Raw genomic sequence first — 14,668 nt, 5'->3', positions numbered from 1 at the left:
AACCATGGAATATAAAAATATGTATAATTTAATTTCGAGGAACATGGATTTCTTTAATGTATTAGATGTTCCAGTCAACTCAACAATGAATGTAGAGCTAAAAGCATATATGGAACTTATAATCACAGACATTTTCAGTAAAAACAATCTACGAAAGCATTTGCACGGGTTTTCCTCCCTTGTTGCAAAGCTAAATCATTATTTCTTTGTTCCAGATGTCAGTGCGAGATTTCCACAACTTTGTGAGGGAGCACTGCTCAGCCTATCTATCTCCAATACCTCTTCGTCTAATTCGTTCTTTTTGTCGAAGGTTGAAGAGGATTTAGAACCATGGAACCCCATTCTTTTACAATTGCAACACTTTGCAATCTTAGAATATGTTAAAAATGATGGTAGCGAAATTCAACATATTTCAAAATTAATTTGTAAAAGCTCACTTGGTCTCCACACGCCACTTGAAATAAGCGATTATAACGATATCTATAGTGCAACCCATGCGGTAATCTCTGGATCAATTTATGGTAGGCGATTATTATGTAATCTATTTCCAACGAGAACAACCTATGATTACTTTAAATATTTCCAACACGCATTCTTTTTTTCGCTCTTGGATCATCATTACGACTTAGCAGTAGAAACACTGATTGCCAGTTGTCTACTGTTTGAATTGAGTATTAGCGACCGAAAAACTATTGAGAATGAGATCGATTATATTGATACAAACATTTTTCAAAACCAAAGAATAAATCACATAACGAGGACAAATTTTAAGGACTATTACCACCTATTACTTGTACGTATAATATTAGAGGAAGTGAGATAATGATTGCTGATCTTCAATCTGAAATTAAGGATAAATTGGATAAAGATTACAACTTTTGGGAATATTTAAACTTAACTTACTCTATTTCGATTGGGGTATTAATTAAGCATTTTGTCAATCAACCTGTAAATACGGAAGAATACTTAATTCTAACCAAGTTCTGCAAATTGTTCTACAACAGTGGCCTTATCCAACGGCTTCCCAAATGCTTTCTCAAAGCAAATACCATATTCGCAGTTTATAGCATAATAAATTCCGACTTTACGTACACTTATCCAATGAATTCAGAAAGCTTTGTTCTTAATCGAGTAGAACTGGACGAACTGCAACAACTTCAGTACAGCCTTCTGCAAACTCTAAATGAAAAGCCATGTGTTTTTGTTGATCCAGTATCAATTTATCATGAGGTAGATTGTAAAATTAATCCGAACGCTGTTCGGACAAAAAAGATCAGCTTCCTTTAAAATGGTGTTTACCACAAACCCATCTTTTAGGAGCTGATCTTTTGTCTAGTATAACCTATTCCGAACGAATTAAAATCGAAACCTTTTGTGAACTAGGGCTGTCCAATATCCAAATGGGCGTTCGGCTGAACCGATCACCGTCAACAATTTCTTATGAATTATCTCGATGTCAACCTTATCAGGCTGAATTAGCACAAACAGATGCCGAATACAAGCGATCACGATGTGGTCGGAAAACTAAGCTGAGCGATGAGTTAAAGCAAAAAATTCTCAACCATTTACGTCTAAGCTGGTCACCAGGAATGATTGCTCACGAATTTAAACTAGCTACTAAATCTATTTATAATTGGCTAAATCAGGGGAGAATTGGTTTCTCCTTGAATGATCTACCTGAACATGGCGTACGCCAACGGCGTAACGTTGACCAACGATCCAAATATAATCAATCTTTGGGGCGATCAATTGAACAGCGTCCCATGATCATTAATCAACGTAATCGCATCGGCGATTTTGAACTAGATACAGTCGTTGGTCCTCGTGGGCATAGTAAGGCAGTTTTATTAACTTTAATCGATCGAAAATCACGGTTCCTTTGGGCATACCGGTTAAAAGATCGGACGACAGCGACTGTTAATGAAGCACTAACTAAGTTCCTAACCACTTTTAATGGTCCGGTGCACAGCTTTACTGTGGACCGTGGCACTGAGTTTAGTGGGCTAGTATCACTTGAATCACAATATGGTATTAAGACCTATTACTGCCATGCTTATACTCCAGCTGAACGTGGTAGTAATGAACGCTTTAATCGGAATTTACGTTATTTTTATCCTAAAGGGACTCGTTTTGAGCACATTAGTGCTCAAGATTTAACGACGACGTTACTCCAAATTAACCAGCGACCGCTTAAAATACTCGACTGGCAAACACCGTATCAGGTTATGCTGACAAATTTGTCCAAAAATTCGGATTAAATTTGCAATCTACCATGAGCACATTATTTCTTGCAAGGATGCCTCGTCACTCGGTATAGAATCATTTGTAATTAGCCTAATTAATTCACTTTTGAAGATAAAAGTTAGTAACGGTAGACTGGATGGAAGAGTTGAAACTGTTGGAATGTTTGCATTATTATCAAAAAAATACCGGTTTTTCTTTTACCTATCATTTCTGAATCGAAACCTTGAAAGTATCGCACAATCGACCAACTTAGATTATTCTACTCTGGACGTAGTTAGCCTAATATCATTAAACACTTTGATAAACAAATAGAGGTGAACCCTTTTGAAACAACAAAAATCATTGATACCATTGAATCAAATCATATCAACAATGAGCAGTCAGGACAAACTATACTCAACACTAGTATCACTTCTCAAAAGGACTAATCAAATTCCTATAAAATCGAAGAACAATAAGATAGCGTTTGATTGGGAAAAATTTATTTCATTCTCCCCAAAGCTTCGTCTTCAAACCCTGGTAAATGTTATAAATAATCAAGTGGTTTATGGAAGACGGTTAGATAGAAAAAATTACAATTTCTTTATTGGCTTTTTAATATTTAGCATTCAGCAGTATGATATTAAGGCCATCACTACCAGTTCGATAATGCTGCTAACACAAAGTGACTCTGTAGAATTGAAAAATACAATTACACGATTTGTTAAGGCCCAGCAACGGGAAAACGGATATTTCGGATATCTGAATCCATTATTATCGGAAATAAATCGTGAGTCCGTCACCGAATTTGTAAATACTACAACTGCTTACTTAATGTTGCTTAACAGTTATTTAAAAAAGTAGTTTCACAACTACATGATGAGGTGAACTGAAATGAATTACACTTTCAGTTTTTTTTACTAGTGTAAATGTTATTCACGCCAATTACCAGAAGGGGTAAATAGAGATGCCGATAATACCGTTGAGAATCGGTAGTGGCCACCAGTTATCTTTAAACATTTCCTGATATCCTTTGGTTATTAACTGCTGAATTGAATGCAAAACACACATTTTTGAAGTATGAAATCAATCCTCCCAATCTACAGAATCTCATGTCCAACAATGATGTGATCAATTACCTGCTCATCCTCTGCTGGTTTATCCAGTAATAGCTTAACTGCCGACTGCCCCATTTCATCTGGATGAATATCAACAGAATGGAAATGCTGATCGGTGAGTTCACTTGGTAGTGAATTGTTGTAACCAAGAACTTCAACGTTTTTATTAGGATTAATCATTTTGAAACGGTGGTACATTTGCAGGCCACTGTAATCATCAATGGCGACGATTCCATCCATCTGCGGATTGTCGCGAATGAACTGATCTTCTAATTCATCATTCTCTTGAGTTGACAGCACGACAGGCGATTTGCCGGCCTGCTTCATCGCTGCCAGGTAACCCTTGCGCCGATCAATTTCATACGGCCAACCGTTATGGGTTTGGACAAAAATTGGATTCTGGCACTGATAGTGATCAATTAAGTAGTTGGTGCCGTCAAATCCGGCCTGGACGTTATCGTTATCGACATACAGCCAATCTTGTCCGGCCGCCGGTTTACCAATTGTCACAAAATCAACGTTTTCTTTTTGCAGCATTTCGATGACTGGGTCATTTTGGTGGGAGTATAGCAGGATAAAATGTTTGATTTGGGCGCGGGTAATCATTGATTTAACATTCTCGATTACCTGTTCAGTACTGTCTCCAATCGCGATTGATAGGACGTAATTGCGGCTGTTGAGCTGCGCGTTAATCCCCCGCAAAATACCAACGTAAAAAATATTTTCGACAACCCGGTTATTAACTGGGAAGACGACGCCGACGGTATTGGCTTCACGATTGGTCAGATTCTTAGCGTTATAGTTGGGCTGATACCCCATCAAATCCGCCGTTTTCTTGACGCTGCGGCGAGTCTTGAGACTGATGCGTTTATTATCATTGAGTGCCCGTGACACGGTGGAAACCGATAAGCCCAGCCGTCTGGCAATGTCTCGGATTGTAACCATTTGAATTGCCTCCCCTCTACTAAATTTTACCCTTTTTGAAGTTGCGATCTTGTTAAACTTTTGTATCAATTATTAATATTGAACGCTACTACTAGATTTTGACAGTATTATGTGATAATTTCAACGTATGAGGTGATTATGGAAATGAAAAAGCACAGATCATTAGCTGCCATCTTGGCGGTTGTTGCAAGCTTTGCACTAATTTTGGCTGGCTGCAGCAGTTCTTCAAATAAGAGTTCCAACAACAATTCTAATAAGGCCAGCATGCAAAACGAGACTCAAGATAAATCCGCTAAGCAACTGTTAACATCAAGCGATAATCTTTGGTACATGAATGGTTCGATTAATTACAACAGTAAATCAGGCATCGATGCCTACAAATTCAATTCTAAGAACCATACCGTGACCATTTACAGTGTCAACAAGATGTACAAGACCTACAGTGAAGCTAAGCAGGCAAATGATCTGGACAAACAGGGAACTTTGAAGTACACCTTCAAGAATGACTCGGCTGACAAACCGGTGATTTACATGAAGGGTAAACTTTCGGATATCCCAATGCATCAGACAATTTCAGTGAAAAATACCGTTAGCGGCAAGAACCACCAGTCTAAGCTGGCAGTGACCGGCTATAAGGTCGTTCGAAACCTGGATAACGATCCGGCTCCCCAAGTTTGGGTAACGCCCAAAGACTAATTAATTTTACCAGAAGAGACAATGGCAGAATCACTTTTGCCGTTGTTTTTTTGTATCCTGCGTAAGCCTCAAAAGGAGCGCGTTACCAGCCCCCGGGCCTTATTTCGCTGTTAAACAGTCAGTTATGGTAGGATAAAACCATTCAACTTGATCAAAGAAGGTATTCGAACATGAAGGGCAACAAACTATTACAGCGGTCAATCAGAACGTTTTTTCAGAATTGGGGGGCTTACGTCAGTTTAGTTATTGTGATTAATCTACTGTTGGGCATCGTTGTTGTGCCAATCATGCAGTATATGACTGGCCTGATTCTCCAAGTGAACCGGATCCCCTACTTATCGTATACGAATGCGGTCTGGCTTTTGACCCAACGACCACTGGCGGTGGTGGAACTGTTCATTTTGCTGCTGGTTATCTTTGCGATGGTCTTTTGGCAGTTCGCGTTTCTGCTCTCTGGGATTAACAACATCGCCCTCAAACAAAATTTGAGTCTCTGGGGAGTTTTTAAAATTGCCATCCATGACATGCGTGGATTGCGACTGGGCAGCTTCCTGTTCTTTATTGGCTATTTTATTTTAGTTCTGCCATTTTCAGTTGCCTACCTGAACTCACCACTGCTTTCAAAAGCGACCATCCCCGTCTTTATCTTGGACGATTTGGAAAAGAATCCGTTGATTGCAATCCTGCTCACAGTCCTGGGCGTTGCCGTCTTTTACTTGGGAATTCGACTGATCCAAGTCCTGCCGATGATGATTATTCACCATCAAAAGGGCCTGGAAGCCGCCAAGAACAGCTGGCAGTTGACCAGCCACAATACCTGGCAGTATCTCTGGCGGATCTTCGTACTGGGAATCATCAGCTTCGCGTCAACGACCTTGGTATCGTATTTACTTTACCTTTTCCAGACTTACCTGGATGCCCAGTCAAAAGTGATTAGCTTTGTTGGTGCGGTCACCAACATGGGCCTGTTGACCGTCTGGCAACGAATTGTCGCCTCGTTTAGTGTGGTTGTCTTCATGCTCATCTTGTTAATGGTCTTGGATGAGTCCAAATGGCATTCAACGGCGGCTGTGGTCCGTTTACCCCGAAAGCGACGGATTGGTCGGCGGGTCATGGGAGCCCTTCTGATTGGCCTGTTTTTGGTCGGAGACGTGGCCTTTAATGCTGTCTATCTTCAAGGAGCACTGCTGACCAAACCCATCACGATTTCCCACCGTGGGGTAGATGACGGTAACGGTGTTCAAAATACAATTCCGGCGTTGAACAAAACCAGCAAAGAAAAGCCTGATTACGTTGAAATGGACCTCCACGAAACCCGCGATCATCAATTTGTGGTCATGCACGATGAAAATCTGTGGAACCTGGCCGGGGTGAATAAAGATCCTTATCAATTGACCCTCTCCCAAATGACCAAGATGAAAGTTCATGAGAACGGCCACACGGCCCACATTGCCAGCTTTAATCAGTATCTGCGGGCTGCTGAACATGATCACCAAAAGCTATTGGTTGAAATTAAAACTACTCGTCACGATAGTCAAAACATGCTGCAGCTATTTATTAAACGTTACGAAAACCGCCTGCTGCGGGATCACGATCGGATCCATTCACTGGATTATCATGTGATCAGCGGCTTAAAGAAGCAGGCTCCTAAATTATTTGTCAGCTATATTTTGCCGTACAACTTCTCGTTCCCCCAAACCAAGGCCAATGCTTACACCATGGAAGAAACCACGTTGAACGAAACGTTTGTCAACGAGGCGCATTTCCACCACCAACAAGTGTATGCCTGGACGGTCGATGACGAAGACGACATGACCCGAATGCTATTCTTGAACGTTGACGGGATTATTACTGACAACTTAACTGAGCTTCAATCAACCATCAATTCTACGTTTGATCATCCAAGTTATGCTCAGCGGTTGTTGATTTATTCGAATGAATTGCAGGATGAAGAAAAGGTTCTACAATATCTGTTGTTGGTAATAGATTTTTATCTATTACTGATGACAGATTTTTTGTTTATCATTAGAATAAAAAAGCGGACATCTCCCGTCCGTTAACTTGCTCCCACCACAGAATTAAGTCAAGAAAGGAAATGCCCTATGTCAAATGATACTACGAAAATGTTGTTAGGAATAGATGATGAACACTTAATAATTGAGGAAGGACAAGTGGGTGATGATGGAGTGATTCGATTGGTGGGGTCCCTAAACTACACCCCCAAGGCATGCCGCAATTGTGGGATTATCAATGATCACCAAATTATTGGCTATGGTTGGCGGAAGACCACCATTAGATTCGCAAAAACATTGGGCAGCACCGTTATCCTGTGTCTCAATCGGCGAAACTTTCACTGTAAGGCTTGTCATACCAATTTCCTGGCGCAGACGAATGCGGTGCCGAAACACTGCACGATTTCAAATACGACCCGCAAACAATGCTTAGAAAAACTGACCGAACCGGTTTCGCTCAAACACATTGCCGATGAGTTATCCACTTCGGATTCATTCGTTGGTCGGCAGCTCTTGCGCGCTGAACGGGACTTTCAAACCAACTGGCACTATTTACCAAAAGTTCTCCTCATGGACGAAGTTAAAAGCACTAAGAGCGCCACCGACGCGATGAGCTTTGAATTTATGGACGCGGAAACCCACGAATTGATCGACCTGTTACCCTTTAGGACCATCTATCAGCTTCAAAAGTATTTCCAGCATTACGACCAGGCTGCGCGAGAAAATGTGAAAATTATCGTCACCGATATGAACTATACCTATCCCAAATTGGTGGGGCAGATCTTTCCGAACGCCATCGTTGTCATCGATCCGTTCCACTTGGTTAACGCTTTAAATCGAGCTTTTAATAAGACGCGGGTGCGCCTCATGAAAACCCTGGCGACTTCCTCACGCGAGTATCACGCCCTAAAACGCTATTGGAAACTATTATTAACGCCGGAAAATCACCTCAACTACGAAGCTTTCCGTAAGTGGACAAACTTCCCTTATCCAGCGACTGCCACTGATGTGGTTGATGCTTTATTGGACATTGATCCCGAGCTCAAGCAAACTTACAACGTGATGAATCGGTTACGTGAAACCATCAAAAACCGTGATTGGCCCAACTATAATCAAGTATTCCATCACTTAGAGGGCTGCTCGGAAGAGATGTTGGCAACCCTCCAGACCCTAGCGACTCATCATGATGAAATTGGCAATACCTTTACTCACCATTACACCAACGGGCCCTTAGAAGGTTCAAACAACAAGATTAAAGTCATTAAACGCACTGGATTTGGTTACCGAAACTTCTTCAGATTCCGGCTAAGAGTGCTGTTCGCTTTTCGAGTTCATACAAAAAGAGCTCTAATCACCAAGTGATTAGAACTCCAATATTTTGTTCACCAACAACAGTTGACGAAGAACCGAAGAAAATTAGTTATCCAAGACATCAAAAAGGGAATCCCAGCTGGGATTCCCTTTTTGATAACCTAATATTCTTCTAAATCAATTTAGGCAACGTCTAATTTGCATCAAGCCATTCAGCTTCAACCCTACGCCAAGGAGTCCCACGCCGGCAGCTCCACTGGTGCTTGCTTCAATAGGGCCTTTTGATCATCTGAAAGGTATTTTTTGTGGACCACGACTTCGTAGACGTAGTCGTCCATCCAATCGTCACTCATGGTGAAGTAGCCCTTCTCACCATTCTTGTCACCCCAGGAATTTTCAACTTTCCATTTAGTGGGCGTCTCACCATCAAGGTCAACCCCAGTGAAAGTCATCGCGTGCGACACTTCGGCTTGATGATATTGCAGCCGGGCTGCCTTGTCCATCTCCAAGTCGACATCGAACAGTTTCGTGTAGCGATACAAGTGACTGTCCAGATAGCCTTTCTTGCGGTCCATTTGTTCAAGCACATCGTTGCCAAACCAGACCGTTTCGCCATCCTTGAGTTGGGCAATGGTAGCGGCCTTTAAAACGTCCATCGGCAGATTTAAGAAGGCAATCTGCTTGCCGCCGACAACGTTATTTTGACTTGGCAGTGAATATAATTGGTTGTAATCTTTTTCCGGGGAATTAGCTAACACCACATAATCATCCAAATCGACACCGAAGTATTGATCATAGAATTGTTGAGGGGGTAGACCGGAGACCCGATGATACTTTTTGTCATCGTCGCGATAGGCAAAATCAACGGTTGCCGGTGGTTCACCGAATGAATAGGCCGTGATTCGGTAGACTTCACTCAGCATTTGTTTGCGAGCGACACTGATCGCCTCATCGCTCTTTTCATCCTTGACCATCGACCGCAGTTTGGCAGCGTCAATCCGCAGTTTGCGGTTCATAACCGTATCAAAAGCACCGGTATTCTCAACGTTCGCCGTTTCCGGAAAATCACTGACCGGCATCACACCATATTTTTGGACCAATGCCGCTGCCATCGCCCATTGGCCGCCATCGTCGCCAGGGAAGCTCAAATAATTTTCAACTTCCCGGTCATTAGCCGGCCGACTGGCGGTCGCTAAAATTCGGTCATAGAAGATGTTGGCGCGCTCAATTTTATCCCAGAAGAACAGGTATTTTTGTGAAAGGTTGAAATCCTTCACCTTATACTTAGCAGCAAACTGATGCCGTAAAGTGTTCACCAAAGAAAACAGCCAGCAGCGACCACTTTGCTTCTGGTTGGTCACCGAACCGGTCTGGAGGTCCACTGAAAATACTGGATTCAATCGCACTTGGGCATCCGGATCCTGAGCTGCTTGGTTGATGCCGTTTTGTTCGATTATCTTCGACAGCACATCACTCTTAGGTGCATTCTTGAAATCATTGTGGAGTGCTGAAAAATCTTGCTCCGTTAAAACACTATTCTTATCAGTCATTCAGACATCCCTCCTATGTAATTGTGTCATATTGTAAATCTTTTCTTGGTTGGTCGCAATGTGGCATCTGTTGCTTATGCTTACTTGTTCAACAGAAATCTATTAGATGTGCTGATTACTGCCGCAGAGTCGCAGGCCGCCGGCTCTGCCTGCTGTAGTGGCTTGGATTTCGAGCCTGTAGTCTCGAAATACCAAGATGCTGTAATCGCGACTTTCAGTCGCTTCAACAGCATGGACACTACTGCTGGCAATGCCGGCGGCCTGCGACTCGGCTATTTTGAGGATGAACTTTAACCGGGCGAATTTGGTAGCTCAAACACTGTTTACCCGCAACGGCATCACTGAATTACTACAATTTCGGCAAGACAAAATTCAAATTCTCTTTTCCAACGCCACTTAAAGCTGTAAAACAAAAAAGTCTACAGGATAATCTGCAGACCCAAATGACGATTACCTCATACTAGATGCGCTTCTTAAGCCGTGGCGTTACCAAATAAGCAATTAAGGCACCGACTGCTCCTTGAATCAAGTTGGTGCCAATCCCAATATAGCCGGCATAAATGTTATACAGAACCGAGTCTGCCACAAAATAGCCGATTACCATAATGACGATCCCGACTGAAACGGCGATCAGCTTGGTCCACTTGCGATCGGTATTTTTACCAGCGATCAAGCCGACAATCAAGCCTTCTGCGCCGTGGACAATCAGTGAAAACCACATATATTGACCATAACCGGAGATCAGGTCCAACAAGAAACCACTGGCACCACCGACAACTCCGCCGACTCTCGGTCCCAGCAACAGCGCGCTGATAAAGATTCCAGCGTCACACAGATTGATATTGCCATGGGTCATTGGAATTGGGATGATAAAAAAGCGGCTGATCGCAACCGTGACGGCGATAAACATCGCCGTTAAAACAACCTTGAAAATATCACTGCTGACCTTGCCGCCTACACTTTTACGATCCATTACTGACTTCCTCCCAATACATAATCTTCTTTATTTGCTTCAGTAAAATCATACTTGGCCCGACTTCCGCCAATCAATTTTGGCCGTGAAGAAAGGCAGACCACATTCGCCGCACCGACACGGCGATTGGTCATGCGGACTGGAATCTGAACGTATTTAACGTGCATCCCAATCTCGGTTCCCCCGATGTCGATACCGCCAAATGCCGTGATGTGCTCCACTTCAACTGGGTCATCCATTCGTTCATAAGCAGCGACTTGCGTACCGCCACCGGCATGCATTGCCGGAACCACGGAAACAATTTCTAAATTATTGCGCTCGGCAACCTTCCGTTCAACCAAGAGGGCCCGGTTGATGTGCTCACAGCCCTGAATGGCAACATGAATATTGCGTGGAATTAAAAATTCTTCCAAAGTCGACACAACGGCTCGACCAACGTCCAATCTGGAATTAGTCCCCTTCCAGTCACCAGAAATTTCACTGGTACTGCAGCCAACCACAAAAATGCCATTTTCCGGGAATGTCACCCGCTCAAAATATTCAGTTAAGACAGCCGACAAATCACGCTTGATTGTTTGTAAATCCATCTTTTACACTTCTTCCCCTGTTTGTCCTAACGTAAACTTCGCCACATTGTACAATGACCTGGTCAAATTCAACCCAAATTTCCGTTGGTGCTGTGGTGCGCGGCTGGTCAGACTCACCGCATCGTACACCCCAATAACTGCGTTTTGAACCGCTGTATCAAAATCCAGCTTAAAGTTCAAATACCCAATTAACAGTGCTGAAAATAGATCACCGGTGCCATAAAAATGACCGCCGATTAAAGGCGAGCCGGCCCATTTGAGTTGGTCGCCGTTGACATAGACACAGCCAATCCCACCGTCACGGTGGACTCCGGTGACAATTACCTTGGCTTTGGAGTGGGTCGCTTCACGATAATCGGTAACAGCTTGATGAATTCGGTCATCACTGGCATTAACTCGGAGGCGTTCTCCACTGAGCAGCCCCAATTCGGTAATGTTTGGGGTAATAATCGTGGCAATTGATGCGAGTCGCTTAATGGCATCCAAGTAGCCAGGTTCAAAGCCGGCATACATTTTACCCTGATCACCCAAAACCGGATCAATCAGCAGGTCAGGCAGGCTAACTCCCGAGAGATAGTCGTACAAAAGGTTAGCCGTACTAATCTTACCAACGTAACCAACGATTCCTGAATTAAATTGAAGATCATCCAACCCATTCCAGTGACCAGTTGCCCGCCTGATAAAAGAATCAGTATTCTGAGTAGTAGGCGTTCCAAAACCTTCTGTTTGAGTTGAAAGCAGTTCTGTCGGCAAGGTTGCCGTTTGCAGTCCAAACGCTGAAAATACGGCGATGGCGGCAGTAGCCGAAAGCCTGCCGACCGCGGAAAAATCTTCTGCAATTAATACACTCGGCTTGATAATGATCATCCTTCCAATCATGTTTGTTACAAATATTGTACCCCATTGCCAATCTAAAAGTTAATACCTTACACATTAAATGTAACATTCTCTCATCAAAAGTATTTTAAGTATACCAAGAATCCCAGAAGAAACAATAGACAGTTTGCTGTTAATGTCAGTGACTCTGGTATAGTAGAGCTGTAAATAGTTTGGAATATAGAAAAGAGTGATCACCATGAACTTTGCCACTAAAACCGGCATCACAACCCTGGCGCAAACTTTTATCATGGGCTCAATTGATGCCTACACCTTTCAAAATTTTGACGGTTCATTTGTGAGTGCGCAAACCGGAAACCTGGTTGTTTTCGCTTACGAACTCGCCACCAAGGGTTGGAGTACGGCTTACATTCGCGTACCGGTATTACTAGGATTCCTACTCGGAGCATTCATCTCACAAGCCTTTAAACACATTCAACTGGCAAGCGACCGCCGGTTCAACGTCCTCTTGCTGTTCAGTATCATCCTATTGGGAATTCTGGCAGTGGCGGCAGCATTCCACCTGTCGATGCTCAACATGTTATTCAGCCTCGGCCTCTTCTCAGGTTATGAACTGACCGTGTTCAACAAGATTGGCACGACCAGTGTGAACAACGGCATCATGACTGGGAATTTGAAAAATTTTGCAAATAATTCCTATGAAGCCATCTTTAGCCACGATCGTGAAGCTTTGCTCAAAGCCGGCCGCTTTTTGAGTGGGATTATCATGTTTATTCTCGGCATTATCTTCAGTGCCTACCTGCTTCATGCTGCCGGGCCAAAAGTCTTTGTGGCCGCCTTGATGATCAATCTGGTTTTGTTGATCATCCCACTATTTGGTTGGCGAAATCGTCAACGGGATGAAACAATAAGTTGACATTCACTTATATTTGAGTTAGATTAAAAAGCAATTAGAAAACTTACGAATTATCAAGCTATGAGGAGAAGAGTAACCACTCAGATCGATTTCAGAAAGCCTGGCAGATGAGAGCAGGTATCGAAATGACGGTGAAGATGAGCTCCAAAGGGCATTAAGCCGTTCACGCGGATTAATCGGTAGGAACCGTTAACTTCCCGGGTATCATAGGTACCGTTGAGGCGTTGTTTGCAAAGGCAACGTGAATAAGGGTGGTAACACGAGCATTCGTCCCTTGATTGTCAATTTGACAGTCAGGGGACGAGTGCTTTTTTTCGTAAGTAAAACTTTTACAATTACAGGAGGATTTTCACATGACAAATACAGCAATTACAACTAAATTTCCATATCGGTACGACGTTGTCGGCAGTTTATTAAGAACACAGGCGTTAAAAGACGCCCACGCCAAGTATCATGCCGGCCAAATCAGTACAGCTGACCTACAAAAAGTTCAACACGCTGAAACAAAGAAGATTGTTGATAAACAAGTTGAGCTTGGCCTCAAAGACATTACCGACGGTGAATTTAACCGCAGCTGGTGGCACCTGGACTTTCTTTGGGGATTAACCGGTGTCCAAAAATACGACTATCACAAGAGTTACAAGTTCCACGGCAGTAAGACGCGGACTGATAACGCTGAATTGGCCGGCAAAGTCGCCTTCAACCCAAACCATCCCTTCTTTGACAGCTTCAAGTTCCTTCAATCAATTACCCCGGATAGTGTGACCCCCAAGCAAACCATCCCGTCGCCAACGATGCTTTTCCGCGACAATCGCAGTGATAATTGGTCAAAGTTCTATGATGCCTGGGATCAATATTTGACTGATGTCGCCAAGGCCTACCATGAAACGATTTTGCACTTCTATGAACTCGGTGCCCGCTACGTTCAATTAGATGACACCACTTGGGCATTTCTAATCAGCAAGTTAAACGAAACCGTTCACGACGCGGATGCCCATGCGAAATACGTCAAATTAGCCGAAGATTCTGTCAAAGTCATTAACCAGCTGCTGACTGGTTTGCCGAACGACTTGACCGTGACGACTCACATTTGTCGTGGCAACTTTAAATCCACCTTCCTATTTTCCGGCGGTTATGACGATGTAGCAGAGTATCTGGGTCAACTCAATTACGATGGCTTGTTCCTGGAATACGACAGTGAGCGAGCTGGTGACTTCTCACCACTTGGCAAGATTTGGAATGGCGATAAAAACAAACGAATTGTCCTTGGCTTGATCACTTCCAAATCACCTGAATTAGAAGACAAAGACGCGGTCATCAACCGGATTCATCAAGCCAGCGGCCAGGTCCCACTGGAAAACTTGGCGCTCTCGACGCAATGTGGCTTTGCCTCAACTGAAGAGGGTAACAAGCTCACCGAACAGCAGCAATGGGACAAACTTAAACTGGTCAGAGATATCGCCCGAGAAGTTTGGGATGTCGACTAGCTGTTAGCCAATC

Annotated in this window: 15 protein-coding genes; 10 read left to right on the top strand and 5 right to left on the bottom strand. The window is 43.3% G+C overall.

Translation table 11 applies throughout. The features are described 5' to 3' along the window. The first annotated feature begins 4 nt into the window (after positions 1-4). From KE627_RS06605 to KE627_RS06590, 4 genes are all read left to right on the top strand, one after another. Positions 5-823 carry a hypothetical protein gene (locus KE627_RS06605; RefSeq protein WP_056939307.1) on the top strand — a complete coding sequence of 273 codons (819 nt, stop codon included), beginning with the start codon at positions 5-7 and terminating at the stop codon, positions 821-823. After that, positions 823-1,287: a hypothetical protein gene (locus tag KE627_RS06600; RefSeq protein WP_133286491.1), complete on the top strand. Its 465-nt coding sequence runs from the start codon at positions 823-825 to the stop codon at positions 1,285-1,287. The genes KE627_RS06605 and KE627_RS06600 overlap by 1 nt, the downstream gene beginning before the upstream one ends. Positions 1,288-1,328: 41 nt before the next feature. Further along, complete coding sequence (locus KE627_RS06595; RefSeq protein ID WP_068479136.1) at positions 1,329-2,258, top strand: IS30-like element ISLpl1 family transposase; 930 nt, start codon at positions 1,329-1,331, stop codon at positions 2,256-2,258. A gap of 310 nt (positions 2,259-2,568) precedes the next feature. Next, complete coding sequence (locus tag KE627_RS06590) at positions 2,569-3,087, top strand: hypothetical protein (RefSeq protein ID WP_013729011.1); 519 nt, start codon at positions 2,569-2,571, stop codon at positions 3,085-3,087. A gap of 236 nt (positions 3,088-3,323) precedes the next feature. Here KE627_RS06590 and KE627_RS06585 read toward each other — a convergent pair whose 3' ends face one another. Continuing rightward, a complete protein-coding gene (locus KE627_RS06585; RefSeq protein ID WP_056939298.1) occupies positions 3,324-4,286 on the bottom strand; it encodes a LacI family DNA-binding transcriptional regulator in 963 nt (320 codons plus the stop codon). A gap of 144 nt (positions 4,287-4,430) precedes the next feature. Between KE627_RS06585 and KE627_RS06580 the strand changes: the two genes are divergently transcribed. The 3 genes from KE627_RS06580 to KE627_RS06570 all read left to right on the top strand — a co-directional run bounded on the left by KE627_RS06580 (position 4,431) and on the right by KE627_RS06570 (position 8,356). Beyond that, complete coding sequence (locus KE627_RS06580) at positions 4,431-4,982, top strand: hypothetical protein (RefSeq protein WP_173667702.1); 552 nt, start codon at positions 4,431-4,433, stop codon at positions 4,980-4,982. 170 nt (positions 4,983-5,152) lie between these two features. Continuing rightward, complete coding sequence (locus KE627_RS06575) at positions 5,153-7,042, top strand: glycerophosphoryl diester phosphodiesterase membrane domain-containing protein (protein ID WP_225430520.1); 1,890 nt, start codon at positions 5,153-5,155, stop codon at positions 7,040-7,042. A gap of 42 nt (positions 7,043-7,084) precedes the next feature. Beyond that, positions 7,085-8,356 carry an ISL3 family transposase gene (locus tag KE627_RS06570; protein ID WP_035181568.1) on the top strand — a complete coding sequence of 424 codons (1,272 nt, stop codon included), beginning with the start codon at positions 7,085-7,087 and terminating at the stop codon, positions 8,354-8,356. 173 nt (positions 8,357-8,529) lie between these two features. Here the strand turns inward: KE627_RS06570 and KE627_RS06565 are convergent, their stop codons facing one another. Beyond that, positions 8,530-9,855 carry a C1 family peptidase gene (locus KE627_RS06565; protein ID WP_013729015.1) on the bottom strand — a complete coding sequence of 442 codons (1,326 nt, stop codon included), beginning with the start codon at positions 9,853-9,855 and terminating at the stop codon, positions 8,530-8,532. Between the two features lie 60 nt (positions 9,856-9,915). On the opposite strand from KE627_RS06565, the gene KE627_RS06560 reads away from it, so the two are divergent. Continuing rightward, positions 9,916-10,149: a hypothetical protein gene (locus KE627_RS06560; RefSeq protein ID WP_041805779.1), complete on the top strand. Its 234-nt coding sequence runs from the start codon at positions 9,916-9,918 to the stop codon at positions 10,147-10,149. 166 nt (positions 10,150-10,315) lie between these two features. Here the strand turns inward: KE627_RS06560 and KE627_RS06555 are convergent, their stop codons facing one another. Genes KE627_RS06555 through KE627_RS06545 form a run of 3 tightly spaced genes read right to left on the bottom strand, consistent with a single transcriptional unit; the run spans position 10,316 to position 12,282 of the window. Next, complete coding sequence (locus KE627_RS06555; RefSeq protein ID WP_014940758.1) at positions 10,316-10,828, bottom strand: ECF transporter S component; 513 nt, start codon at positions 10,826-10,828, stop codon at positions 10,316-10,318. After that, complete coding sequence (locus KE627_RS06550) at positions 10,828-11,415, bottom strand: TIGR01440 family protein (protein WP_013729017.1); 588 nt, start codon at positions 11,413-11,415, stop codon at positions 10,828-10,830. The genes KE627_RS06555 and KE627_RS06550 overlap by 1 nt, the downstream gene beginning before the upstream one ends. A gap of 3 nt (positions 11,416-11,418) precedes the next feature. Next, entirely contained in the window at positions 11,419-12,282 is an 864-nt protein-coding gene (locus KE627_RS06545; protein ID WP_056939166.1) for a bifunctional hydroxymethylpyrimidine kinase/phosphomethylpyrimidine kinase, read from the bottom strand. Positions 12,283-12,490: 208 nt separating this feature from the next. Between KE627_RS06545 and KE627_RS06540 the strand changes: the two genes are divergently transcribed. After that, positions 12,491-13,168 (top strand): YoaK family protein, encoded by a 678-nt coding sequence (locus KE627_RS06540; protein WP_056939165.1) that lies wholly within the window; start codon positions 12,491-12,493, stop codon positions 13,166-13,168. Positions 13,169-13,521: 353 nt separating this feature from the next. Continuing rightward, on the top strand, positions 13,522-14,655 hold the full coding sequence (locus tag KE627_RS06535) for a vitamin B12 independent methionine synthase (RefSeq protein WP_056939164.1): 1,134 nt from the start codon (positions 13,522-13,524) through the stop codon (positions 14,653-14,655). Positions 14,656-14,668 lie beyond the last annotated feature (13 nt).

It is taken from the genome of Lentilactobacillus buchneri, from assembly GCF_018314255.1.
GTDB lineage: Bacteria > Bacillota > Bacilli > Lactobacillales > Lactobacillaceae > Lentilactobacillus > Lentilactobacillus buchneri.
This window is presented reverse-complemented; position numbering and strand designations above follow the sequence as displayed.

What these genes read in the sequence shown, in the direction of transcription:
- KE627_RS06605 (WP_056939307.1), top strand. Translation starts at nt 5, where the DNA reads ATGGAATATAAAAATATGTATAATTTAATTTCGAGGAACATGGATTTC.
- KE627_RS06600 (WP_133286491.1), top strand. Translation starts at nt 823, where the DNA reads ATGATTGCTGATCTTCAATCTGAAATTAAGGATAAATTGGATAAAGAT.
- KE627_RS06585 (WP_056939298.1), bottom strand. Translation starts at nt 4,286, where the DNA reads ATGGTTACAATCCGAGACATTGCCAGACGGCTGGGCTTATCGGTTTCC.
- KE627_RS06580 (WP_173667702.1), top strand. Translation starts at nt 4,431, where the DNA reads ATGAAAAAGCACAGATCATTAGCTGCCATCTTGGCGGTTGTTGCAAGC.
- KE627_RS06575 (WP_225430520.1), top strand. Translation starts at nt 5,153, where the DNA reads ATGAAGGGCAACAAACTATTACAGCGGTCAATCAGAACGTTTTTTCAG.
- KE627_RS06570 (WP_035181568.1), top strand. Translation starts at nt 7,085, where the DNA reads ATGTCAAATGATACTACGAAAATGTTGTTAGGAATAGATGATGAACAC.
- KE627_RS06565 (WP_013729015.1), bottom strand. Translation starts at nt 9,855, where the DNA reads ATGACTGATAAGAATAGTGTTTTAACGGAGCAAGATTTTTCAGCACTC.
- KE627_RS06555 (WP_014940758.1), bottom strand. Translation starts at nt 10,828, where the DNA reads ATGGATCGTAAAAGTGTAGGCGGCAAGGTCAGCAGTGATATTTTCAAG.
- KE627_RS06550 (WP_013729017.1), bottom strand. Translation starts at nt 11,415, where the DNA reads ATGGATTTACAAACAATCAAGCGTGATTTGTCGGCTGTCTTAACTGAA.
- KE627_RS06545 (WP_056939166.1), bottom strand. Translation starts at nt 12,282, where the DNA reads ATGATCATTATCAAGCCGAGTGTATTAATTGCAGAAGATTTTTCCGCG.
- KE627_RS06540 (WP_056939165.1), top strand. Translation starts at nt 12,491, where the DNA reads ATGAACTTTGCCACTAAAACCGGCATCACAACCCTGGCGCAAACTTTT.
- KE627_RS06535 (WP_056939164.1), top strand. Translation starts at nt 13,522, where the DNA reads ATGACAAATACAGCAATTACAACTAAATTTCCATATCGGTACGACGTT.